An 18032-nucleotide genomic window follows, 5' to 3' on the forward strand; every position below is an offset into this window, starting at 1 on the left:
CGTCCGGGTCAGCCGCTCCTGCTCGTCGTGCCGTGCTGCGGGGCTACTTGCCCGTGAACTTCTCGTACTCCTTGAGGACTTCCTCGGTGGGGCCGTCGTGGACGAGCTCGCCCTTCTCCAGCCACAGCGTCCGCTCGCAGGTGTCGCGGATCGACTTGTTGTTGTGGCTGACGAGGAAGACGGTGCCCGCCTCCTCACGGAGCTGCCGTACGCGCTTCTCGGAACGCCGCTGGAACTTCTTGTCGCCCGTCGCCAGCGCTTCGTCGATCATCAGCACGTCGTGGTTCTTGGCCGCGGCGATGGAGAAGCGCAGGCGTGCCGCCATGCCCGAGGAGTAGGTGCGCATCGGCAGCGTGATGAAGTCGCCCTTCTCGTTGATGCCGGAGAAGTCGACGATGCTCTGGTAGCGCTCGGCGACCTCCTCACGCGACAGGCCCATCGCCAACCCGCCCAGGACGACGTTGCGTTCACCGGTCAGGTCGTTCATCATCGCGGCGTTCACGCCGAGCAGCGACGGCTGGCCGTTGGTGTAGACGTGCCCGCTCTCCGCGGGCAGCAGACCGGCGATGGCGCGCAGCAGCGTCGACTTGCCCGAGCCGTTGGAACCGATCAGCCCTATGGCCTGGCCGCGGTAGGCGGTGAAGCTGACGCCCTTGACCGCGTGCACCTCGCGTACGCCGCCGCCGGGCTTGCGGCGCACGATGCGGTTGAGGGCCGCCGTGGCGCTGCCCTTGCCCTTGGCGCCGCCGTACACGCGGTAGACGATGTGCAGGTCCTGCGCGATGACAGTCGGGATCCACGGCTTCTGTGCCGGAGGGCCGTCTGCCTGCTGGACGATCTCTGCCTTCTCCTGGGTTTCCTCAGCCACGGCCATAACGCTCCTCCGACTTCCAGAAGAAAACAAATCCTCCGATGCCCACCAGGAGTCCCCAGCCCAGTGCGAGCGCCCACACGTGCGGAGGAAGGGACGAGGCCGGGTAGCTGTCGATGACCGCGAACCGGATCAGGTCCATGTACACGGCGGCCGGGTTCGCCTGCAGGAGGTCGCCGAGCCACGGCTCCGCGCGGATCTTCGACAACTGGTACGGCAGGAAGAACATCACGCCGGACGCGTACAGCCAGGTCCGTGTGATGAACGGCATGAGCTGTGCCAGGTCCGGGGTCTTGCTGCCCAGCCTCGCCATGATCAGGGCCAGTCCGGTGTTGAAGAGGAACTGGCAGGCGAGCGCCGGCAAGATCAGCAGCCACGACAGGGACGGGTAGTTCTCGAACCCGATGAGGATGGCCACGAGCACGATCATCGAGAACAGCAGCTGCTGGAGCTGCTGCAGCGAGATGGAGATCGGCAGTGAGGCGCGCGGGAAGTGCAGTGCGCGGACCAGGCCCAGGTTGCCGGAGATCGCCCGGACGCCGTTCAGCACCGAGGTCTGGGTGAAGGTGAAGACGAAGACGCCGGTCACCAGGAACGGGATGTAGTTCCCCTGCCCCCCGGGGATGCCTTTGCGGCCCTCCATGATGACGCCGAAGATGAAGTAGTAGACGGCGGCGTTCAGCAGCGGGGTCACGACCTGCCACAGCTGACCCAGCTTCGCCTGGCTGTACTGCGCGGTGAGCTTCGCCCGTGAGAAGGCGAGGATGAAGTGCCGTCTGCCCCACAGCTGCTTCACGTACTGCGGCAGTGAGGGACGGGCCCCGCTCACCGTCAGGCCGTACTTGGCCGCGAGGTCGGCCGGGGACAGACTGTCGTCCGGTGAGGGCGGGGGCTTCACGCCCACCGCACCGCCCTGCGTTGTCTCGGTCACGTTGGAAACTTTCGTCCTCACACGTGCGGGTGAACTGGAAGAAATGGTGCTGGAGACGAGCTTGTCAGATCACGGGCGGGCGACCTAGTCGGGTCAGCCGCCATACCGTACGCCACCGCATGGGCCTGCGGGTCCCGCAGGGCGTCGTCCAGCCCTCCTTGAATCCGCCGAGCCAAGCGCGCAGCGCCGGCCCCGAGGGCCGGCGGGCCAGCGTCAGCAGCAGCCAGACGCCCAGGTAGACGGGGACGAGGAGAGCGGGCAGGTTCCGCCGGGCCAGCCAGACCCGGTTACGGGCCACCATACGGTGATAGACCGCGTGCCTGCTGGGGGCGGTGGTGGGGTGGTGGAGCACCATGTCGGCGCGGTAGTCGATGGACCAGCCCGCGTCGAGGGCACGCCAGGCGAGGTCGGTCTCCTCGTGGGCGTAGAAGAACTCGTCCGGCAGGCCGCCGACTTCGGCGACGACCTTGGTGCGTACCGCGTTCGCGCCGCCCAGGAACGTGGTGACGCGCGAGGAGCGCATCGGATCGGCGGCGCGCAGCCTGGGAACGTGGCGGCGCTGCGTCTCCCCCGTGTCCGGGTCGGCGATGCGGAAGCTGATGATGCCGAGCTTCGGGTCCGCGGCGAAGGCCTCGCGCACGAGCTCCGCGGTGTCCGTGCCGGGGAGGAGGCCGTCGTCGTCGAGGAAGAGCAGGGCGTCGACCTCGGACCCCGACGGGCCGAATGCCTCGATGCCGACGTTGCGGCCTCCCGGGATGCCGAGGTTCTCCGGGAGCTCGACCGTCCGTACCCCTTCCGGCAGCTCGGGCAGCGGCGCGCCGTTGCCCACGACCACGACCTCGATGCGGTCCCCGTCCTGCTTGGCGACCGACTCCAGCAGCGCCCGCAGCTCCTCGGGCCGGTTGCCCATGGTGAGGATGACGGCGCCCAGCCTCGGCGTCCGCGCGGAACGCTCCGGCGTCTGCTGCGTCATGGGAGACCTCTCCGTCACTTGAGCCTGCTGGAGGCGAGGATGGACACCAGATGCAGCAGCGTCTGCACGAGGGCGATGCCGGCGAGCACGGCGACGCCGAGCCTGCTGAAGAACAGGTCCCCTCTGACCTGGTCCAGCACCGCCAGGACCAGGATGAGCAGCGACGCCTCGATCCCGAGTATCAGCCGGTGGAACTTGAGCGCCGCGGCCGCCTTGCGGGCCAGCGCCATGCCGGACGAACGCGGTTCGCTCGCGGCCTCCTTCACGGGCGGCAGCCCGCTCTGGTGGCGGGCCACACCGACCAGGTCCGTCTCGGCCTTGATCAGCACGGCGCCGAGCGCGGCGAGGGTGCCCAGGAACGCCCACAGCCAGTCCACCCGGCCGCCGCCCCACAAGTCGGCCGCGCGCAGGCCGAAGCCGACGAGCACGGCGGCGTCGCAGAGGTAGGCGCCGACCCGGTCCAGGTACACGCCGCCGAGCGAGTACTGCTTCTTCCAGCGCGCCAGTTCGCCGTCCACGCAGTCGAGCAGCAGGTACAGCTGGACCGCGACGACGCCGAGCACCGCCCCGCCGATCCCCGGCACCAGCAGGGCCGGGGCGGCGAGGACTCCCGCGACAGTCATCAGATAGGTCAGCTGGTTGGGCGTGACCCGCGTGTTCACCAGGTGCCGGTCGATGCGCAGCGAGACCTCGCGCATGTAGAGCCGCCCGGCCCAGTGCTCACCGCTGCGCCGGTCCTTCACCCCCTCGGGATGAACGACCGGGCGGAGCTCAGCTACCGATGGTTTGTGCATAGTCGCGGTATGCGTCCCTGATCTGGTCGGCGGACAGGTCGAGGTGCTCAAGAATGGTGTACCGGCCGGGCCGGGTCTCCGGGGCGTACTCGACCACCTTGACGAACTCGTCCTCGTCGAAGCCGATTTCGCCGGGCAGGACGGGCAGGCCGTGGCGCCGGAGCACCTGGACCATCAGCGTCGACATCTCCCTGTCGCCGCGCAGGAACGTGGCGAACGCCGCACCGAGGCCGCACTGCTCGCCGTGGCTCGCGGCCCGCTTCGGGAAGAGCAGGTCGAAGGCGTGGTTGATCTCGTGGCAGGCGCCCGAGGCCGGGCGGCTGTCACCGGCGACCGACATCGAGATGCCCGTCATCACCAGCCCCTCGGCGAGGACTTGGAGGAAGGCGTCGTCGCCGACGCCGCCCGGGTGGCGCAGGACGGCCTCGCCGGCCTGGCGCGCCATCGCGGCCGCCAGGCCGTCGATGTCCTCGCCGCGCACCGTGTGTCCCAGCTCCCAGTCCCGGACGGCCGAGATGTTGGAGATGGCGTCGCCGATCCCGGAGCGCACGAAGCGGGCCGGGGCCTCACGGATGACGTCGAGGTCGATGACGACCGCGATGGGGTTCGGCACGCCGTACGAGCCGCGGCCCGCGTCGTTGTCGAGGGTGGCGACCGGCGAGCACAGGCCGTCGTGCGAGAGGTTCGTGGCCACCGCGACCAGCGGCAGCCCGATGCGCGCGGCGGCGAACTTCGCACAGTCGATGATCTTGCCGCCGCCGAGGCCGACGACCGCGTCGTAGCGCCCGGACTTCATGGCGTCCGCGAGCTTGATGGCGTCGTCGATGGTGCCGCCGCCGACCTCGTACCAGTCGGCGCTGGGGAGGGCGGGGGCGAAGCGCTCACGCAGGGCCGCGCCCGAGCCGCCGCTGATGGCGAAGGCGAGCCTGCCGTTCGAGGAGATCCGCTGGTCGGCCAGCAGGCCCGCCAGGTCGTCCAGAGCGCCGCGGCTGATGTCGACGACGACGGGGGACGGAATGAGGCGGGTCAGTACCGGCATGCGATCTCCCTGCCCTTGGCGAGGTCCTCGTGGTTGTCGATCTCGACCCACTGGACGTCGCCGATCGGCGCGACATCGATCTTGAAGCCGCGGTTGACGAGCTCCTGGTAGCCGTCCTCGTAGTAGAGCTGCGGGTCGCGCTCGAAGGTCGTCTTCAGCGCGTCCGCGAGCTCCTCGGCGGCCTCGGGCTCGATGAGGGTCAGGCCGATGTACTCGCCCGACGCGGTGGAGGGGTCCATCAGCTTGGTGATCTGCTGGACGCCCTTCTCGGGGTCGGTGACGACCTTCATCTCCTCCTCGTCGAGGTTCTTGACCGTGTCGAGGGCGAGGATGATCTTCTGGCCGTTGCCGCGCGCGCCCAGGAGGGTCTTCTGCACGGAGACCGGGTGGACGGTGTCGCCGTTGGCGAGCAGGGCGCCCTGCTTGATGACGTCGCGGGCGCACCACAGGGAGTAGGCGTTGTTCCACTCCTCGGCCTTGTCGTTGTCGACGAGGGTGAGCTTGACGCCGTGCTTCTGCTCCAGCGCCTCCTTGCGCTCGTACACGGCCTCCTTGCGGTAGCCGACGACGACGGCGACGTCGGTCAGGCCGACGGCGGCGAAGTTGGCGAGGGCGATGTCGAGGACGGTCTGCGACTCCTCGTCGCCCTCGGGGCCCACGGGGACGAGCGCCTTGGGGAGGGTGTCGGTGTAGGGGCGCAGACGCCGTCCGGCGCCGGCAGCCAGCACGAGGCCGATCATGCGGGTTCTCCTGTTTCGTCGTGTACGGCGGGTGCTTTGGAGGACACCCAGAATCGGATGCTCTCGGCGAGCACCACTGCCGCGATGACCGCGGCGAGCACGGTCAGCGCGATGGTGAAACCTTGTCCCGGGGCATGGCCACGGCTGTCGCCGCCCAGCCAGAGGACTGCGGCGAGGGTGACGGCCAGGGACCTTCCTTCGTGGCCTCCGGTCGCACGCACAAGCCAGTTCGGAGGCGCGCCGGTGCCGCCGCGGATGCGGTACACCGTGTCGTAGTGATGGTAGGCGACCGCCGCGACCAGCCCGAACGCGGCGGGGAGCGCGCCGCTCGCCCCGTCCCGGGCGGCGAGGACGGCCAGGATGAGGACGAGCACGTATTCGGCTGTACGGAACAGGGGCGGCACGAGCCAGTCCAGGGAACCCCGCAGCGGGCCGGCGACGGCGAGGCCCGAGGTCAGCACGTAGAACAGCGCGGCCGCCGGCGTCCAGACGCTGCCCGCACCTGTCCACAGCGCCGTGGCGAGCAGCACGAGCACGCCGAGCAGCGCGACGGCGGGGCGGACGGGGCCGGGCAGCCGCAGACGGGCGCGCTCCGCGAGCGCGGCACAGCCCTCCGCGAGTGGTCCGCTGTCCGCGAGGTCCGCCAGCGCGCGTGCCGCCCGGTCGGTGCGGTGCGCCTTGCGCGTCAGGGAGCGCAGCACGCGGCCGGCCGTGGTGTAGCAGGCGGCGAGGGCGCAGCCGACGAGGAGTACGACGAAGGTGATGCGGGGCGTCGTGCACGCGGTCAGTACGGCGATCAGGGCCCAGCGCTCACCGATCGGCAGGATGATCATCCGCCGCAGCCACACCGTCCAGCCGACCTTGTCGAGCTTGCTGGAGAGCGCGGCCGTGGGGCTGGTGTTGGCCTGGGCGTCGTGGTTGGCCTCGTTGAAGCTGAAGTCGACGACGTGCCTCGCCGTCTGCAGGACCATCGCGCCCAGTGCGAGCCCCCACACGTCCTCACCGCCGCGGGCGGCGCCGAGAGCGAGACCGGCGTAGTACGCGTACTCCTTGGCGCGGTCGAAGGTGGCGTCGAGCCAGGCGCCGAGGGTGGAGTACTGCAGGTCGTACCGGGCGAGCTGCCCGTCGGTCGCGTCCAGTACGAACGAGGCGATCAGCAGCACGCCGGCCGCGACGAAGCCTGCCCGCTCCCCCGTCGCCGCGCACGCCGCCGCGACGAGGGCGGTGACAAGCGAGGCGGTGGTGACCTGGTTGGGGGTGAGGCCGCGGCGTGCGCACCAGCGCGCGATGTAACGGGAGTAGGGGCTGACGCAGAAGGTGGTGAAGAAGCCGTCGCGGGACTTGACCGCGCTGCGCAGCCGTACGGCCTCGTCGTCGACGCTTTCCACGTCGCCGCGGGCGGCGGCGCGGGCGTCCTCGCCTGCGGGGACCGTCGCGACGAGGGCACCGAGGTCGGGGCGGTGCACCGGCACGCCCTGAGCGTCGAGGGCGTCGGCGAGTTCGTCGGGGACGGTGCGCAGGGTGTGGGAGGGCTCCGTGACGGTCGTCTCACCGGGGACCGCCGCGATCCCGCCGGAGGCGGTGCCGGCTCGCCCGGCGGCCGCTTCCCCTGCGCCCGACGCCAGGCCGGACGGCCCGGAGCCGGCGGCGGTGCCGCTGAGCACGCGGGTCAGCGCGCCGCGGGACTGCGGCGCCACGGCGAGCACACCGGGTACGGCGCCCGCCGGGAAGCGCGGGTCGGTGAGGGCGAGACGCAGGCTGTGCCGGTGCCCCACGAAGCGGGGGTCGACGAGGGCGACGCGCGCCCCGGCCGCCACGGCTGCCACCTGTGCGGACACGTCGTCCTCGCCCGAGGCGACGCGCACGTCGAAGCCCAGCGATCGCAGGTCGTCCTCAAGCGGCGAACCGGCGACCGGCGTACCGGTGAGGATGGCGGTCGACAGTCGAACTCACTCCTTGGAAGCTGGCGCAGCGCGGCTTCCGGCCTTGGGCGCGGCCGGGCAGCGGTCAGGTGCGCCATCGCCCTCTTCGAGGGGCGGGCGGCACGTCCGGCAGAGGCTATCCGATCCGGTGAGCGAGCTTTCATCGCGCGTTCACCGTGCGGCTGTTGCCCTGCTGGGGGCACAGCATGGTCGATCATGAGCGGCCCGACAAATGCGGTCGCCGTGGCGGCGGGCGGTGGCCGCCGGGCCCTCAGTCGGCTCGCCGGTGAGATGCCGTCGCGGGTTCCGGCCCGCTCCGGCAGTGCTCGATCGTCGTCTTCGTACGGGTGACTTCCCTGTCTTTCCGGAGCGCACGACCGCTGCTCCCGGCCTACGCCGGGCCCTGCTGGAGCCGGGCCGGCGGGCCCGTCCGGGGCGCCGCAGCCCCGGAGCGGCCCGGCACGGCTGCGGATAGGCTGCCGATATGACGTGGTTGATCACAGGTGGGGCGGGATACATCGGGGCGCACGTGGTGCGGACGATGCTGGAGGCCGGTGAGCGCGTGGTCGTGCTGGACGACCTCACAGCGGGGGTTCCGGCACGGCTGAAGGGGGCGGAACCGCAGCCGGTGCTCGTGGAGGGCACGGTCTCGGACCGGCGGCTGCTGGACCGGGTGCTGGAGGAGCACCAGGTCACGGGGGTCCTCCACCTCGCCGCACGGAAGCAGGTGGGCGAGTCCGTGGAGCGGCCGCTGTACTACTACAGGGAGAACGTGCACGGGCTGACCGTGCTCCTCGAAGCGGTGGTGGAAGCCGGGGTACGGAAGTTCGTCTTCTCCTCGTCGGCCGCCGTCTACGGCACGCCGGACGTCGATCTCGTCACAGAGGAGACGCCGTGCCTGCCGATGAACCCCTACGGGGAGACGAAGCTCACCGGCGAATGGCTGGTGCGTGCCACCGGCCGGGCGGCCGGCATGGCGACGGCGTGCCTGCGCTACTTCAACGTGGCGGGAGCGGCCCGGCCAGAACTGGCGGACACGGGCGTGTTCAACATCGTCCCGATGTTCTTCGACGCCCTCACGCGCGGCGAGGCCCCGCTGATCTTCGGGGACGACTATCCGACCCCGGACGGCACCTGCGTGCGGGACTACATCCACGTCCAGGACCTGGCCGAGGCCCATCTCGCGGCGGCCCGGCGACTGGACGCGGAGGCCGGCGGGACCGGTGGGACCGGTGCGTCCGGCGAGACGGCGCCGGCGGGTGAGGCGCCGGGGCGCGACCTCACGGTGAACATCGGCACCGGCAAGGGCGTGTCCGTCCGGGAGATGGCCGACCTCGTCGCCGAGATCACCGGGAAACGCGAGCCCGCCGCCCGGGTCGCGCCCCGCCGCGCGGGAGACCCGGCGCGCGTCGTGGCCTCGGCTGAACTGGTGGCGAAGGAGCTCGGCTGGACGGCCCGGCTCTCCATGCGCGACATGCTCACCTCGGCGTGGGAAGGCTGGTGCCTGCACCACCCCGAGGCCCGCTGAGCCGGGCCCGGGCCGCCGGTCCCTCCGCGCCGGCCGGGCCGCCGCCCCCGCTCTGACCTGCACGGGCCCGCCCGGATCCTCCCCTGACGCAAAAGCGCAGGTCACGGCACATGACAACGGTGTTCAGCGTCGCGTTGCACCGACCCGTCCGGCGTAGTTGACTTGCCACCGTCAGGCGCTGTGCGCGAGACCGAGGGGACGCAGGAGGCTTGCGGCGATGGGCGCAGGGCACGATCACGGAGGGCCGCGGCCGGAACCGGGCGGTACCGCTGCCGCCGCCTACCGCTCGCGGCTGCGTATCGCGCTCGGCATCACGCTCGGCGTGCTGCTCACGCAGATCGTGGGCGGTCTGCTCGCCGACTCGCTGGCCCTGCTGGCCGACGCGGGCCACATGGCGACCGACGCCCTCGGACTCGGCATGGCGCTGCTGGCCATCCACTTCGCCAACCGGCCCGCGACCGAGCGCCGCACCTTCGGATTCGCCCGGGCGGAGATCCTCGCCGCGCTGGCCAACTGCGTACTGCTGCTGGGCGTCGGCGGGTTCATCCTCTACGAGTCCGTCGAACGCTTCATCGACCCCGCGCCCACCGACGGCGGTCTCACCCTCGTCTTCGGCGCCATAGGCCTCGCGGCGAACAGCGTCTCGCTGGGGCTGCTGCTCCGCGGCCAGCGGGAGAGCATCAACGTGCGAGGCGCGTTCCTGGAGGTGCTGGCCGACGCGCTGGGCTCGCTGGCCGTGCTGGTCTCGGCGGCGGTCGTGCTGTGGACGGGCTGGCTTCCCGCCGACCCGATCGCCTCCCTGGTCATCGGCGCGATGATCGTCCCCCGCACGCTCAGACTCGCGCGCGAGGCGCTGGACGTGCTGCTGGAGTCGGCTCCGCGGGACGTGGACCTCGCCGAGGTGCGCGAGCACATCCTCTCCGTGGACGGCGTCGACGACCTGCACGATCTGCACGTGTGGACGATCACCTCCGGCATGCCGGTGCTCTCCGCGCACGTCGTCGTCGCGCAGGAGGTGCTGGACTCCGTCGGCCAGGAACGCGTGCTGCACGACCTCCAGTGCTGCCTCGGCGACCACTTCGACGTGGAGCACTGCACGTTCCAGCTGGAGCCGCGCGGACATGCGGTCCACGAAGCGAAGTTGTGCCACTGACGTACGGCAAACTGGGCGCATTGCCGGAGAGTTCCTATTGAAGGATGGACATGGCGAACAGCACCGCGGCCCCGATCATGCTCGAACTGGTCGATGAGGACGGTAAGACGATCGGAACCGCGGAAAAGCTCTCCGCCCACGTCCCGCCGGGGCGGCTGCATCGCGCGTTCTCCGTCTTCCTCTTCGACGACTCGGGGCGGCTGCTGCTGCAGCGCCGCGCGCTGGGCAAGTACCACTCCCCGGGTGTGTGGTCCAACACCTGCTGCGGTCACCCGTACCCGGACGAGAAGCCCTTCGTGGCCTCGGCGCGGCGGGTGAGCGAGGAGCTGGGCGTGGCGCCGCTGCTGATGAGTGAGGCGGGGACGGTCCGGTACAACCATCCGGACCCGGCGTCGGGGCTGGTGGAGCAGGAGTACAACCACCTGTTCGTCGGCCTCGTGCGCGAGGTGCCGGAGCCCGACCCGGAGGAGGTCGCCGAGACGGCGTTCGTGACGGCGCAGGAGCTCAAGCGCCGGCACGGCGAAGATCCTTTCTCCACCTGGTTCATGACGGTGCTCGACGCGGCGCGGCCCGCGATCAACGAGCTCACAGGCGGTTCAGCGGGCTGGTGAGCCCGGAGGCGGGACGACGCGGCAGCGGGAGCGCGGCCCAGATGACCTTCCCGCCGGTCCCCGTCTGTTCGACGTCGCAGAGCCCCCCGGCCTCCTGCGTGACCGTCTTCACCAGCAGCAGCCCCCTGCCGTGGAGGAGTTCGTGCTCGGGTTCGGCGTCGAGGGCCTTGGGCCTGTAGGGGTGGCCGTCCTCCACGGCCACGCGGAGCCACCCCCGCTGCAGGCTCACCTCGACGCCGATCTCGGACGAGAGCAGGGCCGCGTGCTGTAGGGCGTTCGTGGCCAGTTCGGAGAGGATCAGCAGCAGGTTCCCCAGCGTGTCCTCGGGTACCACTCCCCGGCGCCGTACGAGATCCCGGACGGCGTGCCGCAGTTGGGGCACCGCCGAGTCCTGTGCAGGGGCCGTGAAACGCCAGGTCCCCTCGGGGGAGGTGCTCTCGCTCGTTTCCCGTACAGGCAGCGCGACCGGGGACTGTCCGCCGGTTCCAGGCGGATGACTCCCAGGGCTATCCATCTCCCGCACCCGCTCTCTCTCCCGGAGTGTTCTTGCAGATGTACATGCATTTGGCGCGTGCAACGAGTGTTGGTATGCCAGAGGCCTGATCCCATGCACTGACCGCAAGTCGGCACTTATCGATGGCAATTGACAGAAGACTTACGCACCGATCGGTTCTCTGACTGAGCTTGGCTCTCCTCACCGGAGGCCCATGGCCATGGCCCGGTTACGATCCGTGCATGGAGCAAGCCGAGCCGCCCCTCCCGGAACCGCCCGCGCAGCCCGCGCTGCTCGCCGTTTCCTCCGACGGCGTCGCGACCGTCACCATCCACAACCCCGCCAAGCGGAACGCCATGACACCGGCGATGTGGCGTGAGCTGCCGCCGCTGCTCGCGGGCTTCGCCGACGACCCGGCCGTACGGACGCTCGTCCTCACCGGGGCGCGCGGGACGTTCTGCGCGGGCGCCGACATCTCCACGCTCCGTGAGTCGCCCGAGACGTCGCAGCAGCTGGCCGTCGCCGCCGAGGAGGCGCTCGCCGCGTTTCCCAAGCCGACGGTCGCGGCCGTGCGCGGCCACTGCGTGGGCGGCGGCGCGCAGCTCGCGGCCGCGTGCGATCTCCGCTTCGCTTCAGCCGGCGCCCTGTTCGGCGTCACGCCCGCGAAGCTCGGCATCGTCTACCCGGCGTCCTCGACCCGGCGGCTGGCGCGGCTCACGGGCCCCGCCACGGCCAAGTTCCTGCTCTTCTCCGGGGAGTTGATCGACGCCGAGTGGGCCCTGCGCACGGGCCTGGTCGACGAGGTGCACCCGGAGGAGGCCCTGGACGAGAGGGTCGCCGGCTTCGCGCGCACGCTCGCCGCGCGCTCGCAGCTGACTCAGGCGTCCGCCAAGGAGTTCGCCGACGGACGGTGCGATGCCGCCCGCATCGACCACTGGCAGGGCGTCGCGGGAGCGAGGGAGGAGGCGGCGGAAGGCGTCGCGGCGTTCCTGGAGCGCCGCGAGCCGCGCTTCACGTGGACTCCGGGGCGCGGTGGCGGGTTCGCCGGGACAGTGTGAGAGGGGCGTGAAATCCGCTGGAAGCGACCCCCGATCCGGTATTACTTCTCGGTAACCTGTTGTCATGACGTCTCTCCCCGAGCGCGCCGCCCGGCGCTGCCATCACATGGTCAATCCGCTCCACTCCGCTCTGTACTTCTCCCCCGAGCTGGGCAGGGAACTCGCCCCGTACGGCATCGAGGACCCCAGCGCCGTCTACCTGGCCGGACGAGCCGCACCGCTCGGTGCGGTGGGCCCCGGAGCCGTGACGGCGACCTTCTACAACTTCCGGCACGAGCTCGTGGCCCGCCACGTCCCGGCCGTGTGGGAGTCCGCCTCCCCCGCGACGGTGCTGGCCGCCCGGCTGCGCGCCGTCGACACGATGCTGCGCGACCTGCTGGGCGCGGAGGCCGTCTCGTCGCCGCAGATGGAGGAAGCCGCGGGGCTCGCGCTCAGGGCCGCCGAGGGCTGCACGCGCTCCGGCCGGCCGCTGTACGCCGCCAACGCGGACCTGCCCGTACCTTCCGCCCCGCACCTCGCCTTCTGGCACGCCGCCACCATGCTGCGCGAGCACCGCGGGGACGCCCACATCGCCGCCCTGCTCCAGGCGGGCCTCGACCCCCTGGAGGCGCTCGCCAGCCACACCGCCAGCGGCCGGGGCATGGCACCCAAGTGGGTGCTCGCGACGCGCGGCTACAACGCCAAGGACTGGGCGTCGGCCCAGGACCGGCTCCGCGAGCGGGGGTTGATGGACGCGGAGGGCGACCTCACCGAGGAGGGCACGGCCCTGCGCAAGGAACTGGAGTACAGGACGGACCTGATGGACAGCGCCCCCTACGAGCACCTCGGCGCCGAAGGTGTGGCCAGACTGACGGAGCTGGCCTCGGAGTTCTCCGCCGCGGCCGCCACCGCCGGCGCGTTCCCCGACGACCTCTTCGGACGCGACTGACCGGCGTTCCGCACGGAGAGCGTGCGGCGGCGGTCCGGCGGGGCGGGAGCGAAGGGAGCAGGGGAGAGCGGTGCGCGTGCCGAACGGCGCCTGCGGCAAGGGAGTTGGGGACCGTCGGGAGAGACGGGCTGCCGGCGCGGCCGGCGGACCGGTTGTTTGCGGACGCCGAGTCCGGTTACCCGGACGGCATGTTCCGAGCAATCGCAGACGCCCTCCGCATGGTCGGGGGCGCCATCGCCACAGTAGTGACCCTTCCGTTCCGTCTCCTCGCCAAGCTCTTCGGCGGAGCCTCGCGCACAGGACGCAGGGTCTGACCCCGATCCGGGTGACGCCCTCTCCCCCGCGGCGACGCGGTGAGTGGCGCGTCGAGCGCACGTGGAACGCCGAGAACCCGGCGGCGAACCGGGCCCGCGCCGGGGCTGTTTCCGACGCGGGCCCGGTCTGCACGTCCGCCTGAGGGTGCCACCTGCCACAATGCAGGCTCACCGGGGACACCCAGCACCGAGAAGGCGGACCAAGCAACGTGACGACGACCATCGAAGGCAGGATCGCCGAGGAACTCGGCGTACGGGAGCGGCAGGTCAAGGCCGCCGTCGAGCTGCTCGACGGCGGTTCGACCGTGCCGTTCATCGCGCGCTACCGCAAAGAAGCGACAGAGATGCTCGACGACGCGCAGCTGCGCTCCCTGGAGGAGCGGCTGCGCTATCTGCGGGAGTTGGAGGAGCGGCGGGAGGCCGTCCTCGAGTCCGTCCGGTCGCAGGGCAAGCTCGACGAGAAGCTGGAGCAGCAGATCCGGGCCGCGGACTCCAAGGCGCGCCTGGAGGACATCTACCTGCCCTTCAAGCCGAAGCGGCGCACCAAGGCCCAGATCGCCCGCGAGGCGGGCCTCGAACCGCTCGCCGACGGCCTCCTGGGCGATCCCGGCACCGAACCGCAGGCCGCTGCCGCCGCGTTCGTCGACGCCGAGAAGGGAGTCGCCGACGCCGCGGCCGCCCTGGAGGGGGCGCGCGCGATCCTCGCGGAGCGCTTCAGCGAGGACGCGGACCTGATCGGCGAGCTGCGCGAGCAGATGTGGACGCGCGGGCGGCTCGCCGCGAAGGTGCGGGAGGGCAAGGAGGAGCAGGGCGCCAAGTACGAGGACTACTTCGACTACTCGGAGGGCTTCACCGAGCTGCCCTCGCACCGGGTGCTGGCGATGCTGCGCGGGGAGAAGGAGGAGGTCCTCGAACTGGCGCTGCTGCCCGAGGAGCCCTCCGAGGACGAGACGCCGGCGAAGGACCGCGCTCCCGGCCCGTACGAGCGCGCCGTCGCCCGCCACTTCGGAGTACGCGACGAGGGCCGGCCCGCGGACGCCTGGCTCGCCGAGACGGTGCGCTGGGCGTGGCGGACGCGCATCCTGGTGCGCCTCGGTCTCGACCTGCGGCAGCGGCTGCGCACGGCCGCCGAGGACGAGGCCGTGGGTGTCTTCGCCGCGAACCTGCGCGACCTGCTGCTCGCCGCGCCGGCCGGCACCCGCGCCACGCTGGGTCTCGACCCGGGGCTGCGTACGGGGGTGAAGGTGGCCGTCGTCGATGCGACGGGCAAGGTCGCCGCGACGGACACGGTCTATCCGCACGCCCCGCAGAAGCGGTGGGACGAGTCGCTGGCGAAGCTGGCGGTCCTGGCGCAGCGGCACTCCGTCGAACTCGTCGCGATCGGCAACGGCACCGCCTCGCGCGAGACGGACAAGCTGGCGGGTGAACTGATCGCCAAGCACCCGGAGTTGAAGCTGACGAAGGTGATGGTCTCCGAGGCGGGCGCCTCGGTGTACTCGGCGTCCGCGTTCGCCTCGCAGGAACTCCCCGACCTGGACGTGTCGTTGAGGGGCGCGGTGTCCATCGCCCGGCGGCTCCAGGACCCGCTCGCCGAGCTGGTCAAGATCGACCCCAAGTCGATCGGCGTCGGCCAGTACCAGCACGACCTGTCAGAGGTGAAGCTCTCCCGCTCCCTCGACGCCGTCGTGGAGGACTGCGTGAACGGCGTCGGGGTCGACGTCAACACGGCGTCGGCGCCCCTGCTCTCCCGGGTGTCCGGCATCGGGTCGGTACTCGCCGAGAACATCGTGTCGCACCGCGACGGGCACGGCCCGTTCAAGAGCCGCCGCGAACTCAAGGACGTGGCGCGGCTCGGCCCGAAGGCGTACGAGCAGTGCGCGGGCTTCCTGCGCATCCGGGACGGCGAGGACCCGCTGGACGCCTCCAGCGTGCACCCGGAGGCGTACCCCGTCGTGCGCACGATGGTGAAGGCCGCCGGGACGGACGTGCCGACCCTCGTGGGCAACACCGCGCTGCTGCGTTCCCTGAGCCCGGAGAACTTCGTCGACGACACCTTCGGTCTGCCGACGGTCACCGACATCATCCGGGAGCTGGAGAAGCCCGGACGCGACCCCCGGCCCGCGTTCAGGACGGCGACCTTCAAGGAGGGCGTGGAGAAGCTCGGCGATCTGGAGCCGGGCATGGTCCTGGAGGGCGTCGTGACGAACGTCGCGGCCTTCGGTGCCTTCGTCGACGTGGGTGTGCACCAGGACGGCCTGGTCCACGTGTCGGCGATGTCGAAGACGTTCGTGAAGGACCCGCGGGACGTGGTGAAGCCGGGCGACATCGTGAAGGTGAAGGTCCGGGACATCGACGTCGCGCGGAAGCGGATCTCGCTGACGCTGCGGCTCGACGACGACGTCGCGGCGAACGGTGCGGGCGGTGACGGCGCCTCCGGCGGTGAGGGCCGCCGCAGGCAGGGCGGTGGTGACCGCGCGCCTCGCCAGCGCCAGGGCGGCGGCAGGCAGAGCTCCGGCCGGCAGAACGCGGGCCGCCAGGGCGGCGGCGGCAACGGCGGCAGGGGGCAGCGGCGGGACTCGGCGCCGGCGAACAACGAGATGGCGGAGGCGCTGCGCCGCGCGGGTCTGCTGGGCGACGGAAAGAAGCGGTGACCGGCGAGGCGGCCGGGGCTCCTCGCAGGGGTCGCGGCCGCCTCCGCTGTCCGGTCGCCCGCGCGGGTGGCCCGTGTTGCCGTCGCCCCCGAGAAATCCGGTTGCCGCTCTCCGCAAACCGGCGTAGTTTCTGTGACTGCCCCATTGCCGCTGACAGGAGAGGCCATTGCTCGTCTGAGGTCGAAGAACACCGTGCACCCCCTCTGTGCGTGCCACGAGTGCGACCTCGGAAGCGAGCTGCGAGCCTGCCGTCGGCGGCTTTCGTTCTCCGGAACGGCTTTCCCGCTCTGCTTCTCTCCTTCGCTCCTCGTTCCGCCCGGTCGCGGGCTGCGGTGTTCCACGTCGTCCACCGCCCGCCCCCGCGTCCAGCCGAGGAGCCCTCATGTCCACCACCCACTCTTCCCCCTCTCTCACCTGCGCCCGTCTCTCGTTCAACTGGCCTGACGGCACCGAGGTCTTCTCGGACTTCGACTGGCAGGTGGGCCCCGGGCGTACCGGGCTGATCGGCTCGAACGGCTCGGGCAAGTCGACCCTGCTGCGCCTGCTCTCCAGCGAACTCGCCCCCGCCGGCGGCACCGTGCAGGTCACGGGCGAGATCGGCTACCTGCCGCAGGGGCTGACGCTGGAGACCGGCCGGCGCGTCGACGAGGCGCTGGGCATCGCCGAGGCGCGTACCGCGCTGCACGCCATCGAGGCGGGCGACGTGCGGGAGGAGAACTTCACCGCCGTCGGCGACGACTGGGACGTCGAGGAGCGCGCCCGCGCGATGCTGGACCAGCTGGGGCTGGAGCGCATCGGCCTGGACCGCACCATCGGCGAGCTGTCCGGCGGGGAGTCGGTGATGCTGCGGCTGGCGGCGCTGCTGCTGCGGCGGCCGGACGTGCTGCTGCTGGACGAGCCGACCAACAACCTCGACCGGCGGGCCCGGCGCCGCCTCTACGAGACGGTCTCCGCGTGGCAGGGCGTCCTCGTGGTGGTCAGCCACGACCGCGAACTGCTGGAACTGGTCGACCGGGTCGCGGAGTTGCGCGCGGGCGGCATCCGCACCTTCGGCGGCACGCTGTCCGCGTACGAGGAGGCCATCGCCACGGAACAGGACGCCGCGGAGCGCAAGTTGCGCGTCGCCGAAGCCGATGTGAAGCGCCAGCGGCGTGAACTGGGCGAGGCGCAGATGAAGTTGGCGAAGCGAGTGCGCTACGGCAACAAGATGCACGCCAGCAAGAGCCAGCCGAAGATCGTCATGAACGAGCGGAAGCGCGAGGCCCAGGTCTCGGCCGGGAAGCACCGCATCATGCACGAGCAGCGCCTGGACGACGCCCGCGGGCGTCTCGACGAGGCCGCCGGGAAGGTCCGCGACGACGACGAGATCCGCGTCGACCTCCCGTTCACCGCGGTCCCGTCGGGACGTCAGGTGCTCACCCTCCGGGAGCTGGAGCTGCGCTACGGCGCGCGGGCCGAGCTGCGCGTGCACGGGGCCGAGAGGATCGCCCTCACCGGGGACAACGGAGCCGGGAAGACGACGCTGCTGCGCACGATCGCCGGCGGTCTCGCGCCCGTCTCGGGCGAGGCGGAGGCGCATGTGCCGCTGAGGTACCTGCCGCAGCGGCTGGATCTGCTGGACGACTCGCTCACGCTGGTGGAGAACGTGTGCGCGCTCGCGCCGTCGGCGAGCGTGAACCAGGTGCGGGCGCAGCTCGCGCGGTTCCTCTTCCGCGGCGCGCGCGCCGACCAGACCGTGGGCACGCTCTCGGGCGGCGAGCGGTTCCGGGCGACGCTGGCGGCGCTGATGCTCGCCGAGCCCGCGCCGCAGCTGCTGATGCTGGACGAGCCGACCAACAACCTCGACATGGCGAGCGTGCGGCAGCTGCGCTCGGCACTGGAGTCGTACGCGGGTGCGCTGATCGTGGCGTGCCACGACATGCCGTTCCTGCGGGACATCGGCGTCACCCGCTGGCTGCGGCTGGACGGCGAACTGCAGGAGTGCGATCCGGCGGAGCTGTGACGGAGGCCCCGCGGGGCCGTCCGC

The 18032-nt window shown here is 71.4% G+C and carries 16 protein-coding genes; 8 read left to right on the forward strand and 8 right to left on the reverse strand.

Going from position 1 to position 18032, the window contains the following annotated elements; genetic code table 11:
* Positions 1-43: 43 nt before the first annotated feature.
* The 7 genes from H181DRAFT_RS13315 to H181DRAFT_RS13345 all read right to left on the reverse strand — a co-directional run bounded on the left by H181DRAFT_RS13315 (position 44) and on the right by H181DRAFT_RS13345 (position 7291).
* Complete coding sequence (locus tag H181DRAFT_RS13315; protein ID WP_045864588.1) at positions 44-874, reverse strand: ABC transporter ATP-binding protein; 831 nt, start codon at positions 872-874, stop codon at positions 44-46.
* Positions 861-1802, reverse strand: coding sequence for an ABC transporter permease (locus tag H181DRAFT_RS13320; protein ID WP_045864589.1), 942 nt, complete (start codon positions 1800-1802; stop codon positions 861-863). The genes H181DRAFT_RS13315 and H181DRAFT_RS13320 overlap by 14 nt, the downstream gene beginning before the upstream one ends.
* 64 nt (positions 1803-1866) lie before the next feature.
* The gene (locus tag H181DRAFT_RS13325; protein ID WP_045864590.1) at positions 1867-2775 is read right to left on the reverse strand and encodes a glycosyltransferase family 2 protein; all 909 of its coding nucleotides are present in this window, start codon (positions 2773-2775) and stop codon (positions 1867-1869) included.
* Positions 2776-2789: 14 nt separating this feature from the next.
* The gene (locus H181DRAFT_RS13330; RefSeq protein ID WP_074467843.1) at positions 2790-3569 is read right to left on the reverse strand and encodes a CDP-alcohol phosphatidyltransferase family protein; all 780 of its coding nucleotides are present in this window, start codon (positions 3567-3569) and stop codon (positions 2790-2792) included.
* On the reverse strand, positions 3547-4608 hold the full coding sequence (locus H181DRAFT_RS13335; protein ID WP_045864592.1) for an iron-containing alcohol dehydrogenase family protein: 1062 nt from the start codon (positions 4606-4608) through the stop codon (positions 3547-3549). Before H181DRAFT_RS13335 ends, H181DRAFT_RS13330 begins: the two co-directional genes overlap by 23 nt.
* Positions 4596-5348 (reverse strand): phosphocholine cytidylyltransferase family protein, encoded by a 753-nt coding sequence (locus tag H181DRAFT_RS13340; RefSeq protein ID WP_045864593.1) that lies wholly within the window; start codon positions 5346-5348, stop codon positions 4596-4598. Before H181DRAFT_RS13340 ends, H181DRAFT_RS13335 begins: the two co-directional genes overlap by 13 nt.
* Positions 5345-7291 (reverse strand): DUF5941 domain-containing protein, encoded by a 1947-nt coding sequence (locus H181DRAFT_RS13345; protein ID WP_074467844.1) that lies wholly within the window; start codon positions 7289-7291, stop codon positions 5345-5347. The genes H181DRAFT_RS13340 and H181DRAFT_RS13345 overlap by 4 nt, the downstream gene beginning before the upstream one ends.
* Positions 7292-7754: 463 nt before the next feature.
* On the opposite strand from H181DRAFT_RS13345, the gene galE reads away from it, so the two are divergent.
* The 3 genes from galE to idi all read left to right on the forward strand — a co-directional run bounded on the left by galE (position 7755) and on the right by idi (position 10562).
* Positions 7755-8798, forward strand: a complete 1044-nt coding sequence (gene galE, locus H181DRAFT_RS13350; protein WP_045864595.1) for a UDP-glucose 4-epimerase GalE — start codon at positions 7755-7757, stop codon at positions 8796-8798.
* 217 nt (positions 8799-9015) lie between these two features.
* Positions 9016-9951, forward strand: coding sequence for a cation diffusion facilitator family transporter (locus tag H181DRAFT_RS13355; RefSeq protein WP_045864596.1), 936 nt, complete (start codon positions 9016-9018; stop codon positions 9949-9951).
* 50 nt (positions 9952-10001) lie between these two features.
* Positions 10002-10562 carry an isopentenyl-diphosphate Delta-isomerase gene (idi, locus tag H181DRAFT_RS13360; RefSeq protein WP_045864597.1) on the forward strand — a complete coding sequence of 187 codons (561 nt, stop codon included), beginning with the start codon at positions 10002-10004 and terminating at the stop codon, positions 10560-10562.
* On the opposite strand, the gene H181DRAFT_RS13365 is transcribed toward idi, so the two are convergent.
* The gene (locus H181DRAFT_RS13365; protein WP_045864788.1) at positions 10537-11076 is read right to left on the reverse strand and encodes an ATP-binding protein; all 540 of its coding nucleotides are present in this window, start codon (positions 11074-11076) and stop codon (positions 10537-10539) included. The two genes, idi and H181DRAFT_RS13365, sit on opposite strands and share 26 nt — an antisense overlap.
* Positions 11077-11297: 221 nt before the next feature.
* Between H181DRAFT_RS13365 and H181DRAFT_RS13370 the strand changes: the two genes are divergently transcribed.
* From H181DRAFT_RS13370 to H181DRAFT_RS13390, 5 genes are all read left to right on the forward strand, one after another.
* Positions 11298-12113, forward strand: a complete 816-nt coding sequence (locus H181DRAFT_RS13370; RefSeq protein WP_045864598.1) for an enoyl-CoA hydratase/isomerase family protein — start codon at positions 11298-11300, stop codon at positions 12111-12113.
* Positions 12114-12177: 64 nt separating this feature from the next.
* A complete protein-coding gene (locus H181DRAFT_RS13375; RefSeq protein WP_045864599.1) occupies positions 12178-13041 on the forward strand; it encodes an SCO6745 family protein in 864 nt (287 codons plus the stop codon).
* Between the two features lie 188 nt (positions 13042-13229).
* The gene (locus H181DRAFT_RS29925) at positions 13230-13355 is read left to right on the forward strand and encodes an LPFR motif small protein (protein WP_254666829.1); all 126 of its coding nucleotides are present in this window, start codon (positions 13230-13232) and stop codon (positions 13353-13355) included.
* A gap of 209 nt (positions 13356-13564) precedes the next feature.
* Positions 13565-16006, forward strand: coding sequence for a Tex family protein (locus H181DRAFT_RS13385; protein ID WP_045864601.1), 2442 nt, complete (start codon positions 13565-13567; stop codon positions 16004-16006).
* Positions 16007-16388: 382 nt separating this feature from the next.
* Complete coding sequence (locus H181DRAFT_RS13390) at positions 16389-18008, forward strand: ABC-F family ATP-binding cassette domain-containing protein (RefSeq protein WP_045864602.1); 1620 nt, start codon at positions 16389-16391, stop codon at positions 18006-18008.
* The last annotated feature ends 24 nt before the right edge of the window (positions 18009-18032 follow it).

It is taken from the genome of Streptomyces sp. WMMB 714, assembly GCF_900090125.1.
Classification (GTDB): domain Bacteria; phylum Actinomycetota; class Actinomycetes; order Streptomycetales; family Streptomycetaceae; genus Streptomyces; species Streptomyces daqingensis.

Excerpts from the sequence above, each read along its gene's own strand:
- H181DRAFT_RS13315 (WP_045864588.1), bottom strand. The coding sequence starts at position 874 with ATGGCCGTGGCTGAGGAAACCCAGGAGAAGGCAGAGATCGTCCAGCAG.
- H181DRAFT_RS13325 (WP_045864590.1), bottom strand. The coding sequence starts at position 2,775 with ATGACGCAGCAGACGCCGGAGCGTTCCGCGCGGACGCCGAGGCTGGGC.
- H181DRAFT_RS13330 (WP_074467843.1), bottom strand. The coding sequence starts at position 3,569 with ATGCACAAACCATCGGTAGCTGAGCTCCGCCCGGTCGTTCATCCCGAG.
- H181DRAFT_RS13335 (WP_045864592.1), bottom strand. The coding sequence starts at position 4,608 with ATGCCGGTACTGACCCGCCTCATTCCGTCCCCCGTCGTCGTCGACATC.
- H181DRAFT_RS13340 (WP_045864593.1), bottom strand. The coding sequence starts at position 5,348 with ATGATCGGCCTCGTGCTGGCTGCCGGCGCCGGACGGCGTCTGCGCCCC.
- galE (WP_045864595.1), top strand. The coding sequence starts at position 7,755 with ATGACGTGGTTGATCACAGGTGGGGCGGGATACATCGGGGCGCACGTG.
- H181DRAFT_RS13355 (WP_045864596.1), top strand. The coding sequence starts at position 9,016 with ATGGGCGCAGGGCACGATCACGGAGGGCCGCGGCCGGAACCGGGCGGT.
- idi (WP_045864597.1), top strand. The coding sequence starts at position 10,002 with ATGGCGAACAGCACCGCGGCCCCGATCATGCTCGAACTGGTCGATGAG.
- H181DRAFT_RS13365 (WP_045864788.1), bottom strand. The coding sequence starts at position 11,076 with ATGGATAGCCCTGGGAGTCATCCGCCTGGAACCGGCGGACAGTCCCCG.
- H181DRAFT_RS13370 (WP_045864598.1), top strand. The coding sequence starts at position 11,298 with ATGGAGCAAGCCGAGCCGCCCCTCCCGGAACCGCCCGCGCAGCCCGCG.
- H181DRAFT_RS13375 (WP_045864599.1), top strand. The coding sequence starts at position 12,178 with ATGACGTCTCTCCCCGAGCGCGCCGCCCGGCGCTGCCATCACATGGTC.
- H181DRAFT_RS29925 (WP_254666829.1), top strand. The coding sequence starts at position 13,230 with ATGTTCCGAGCAATCGCAGACGCCCTCCGCATGGTCGGGGGCGCCATC.
- H181DRAFT_RS13390 (WP_045864602.1), top strand. The coding sequence starts at position 16,389 with ATGTCCACCACCCACTCTTCCCCCTCTCTCACCTGCGCCCGTCTCTCG.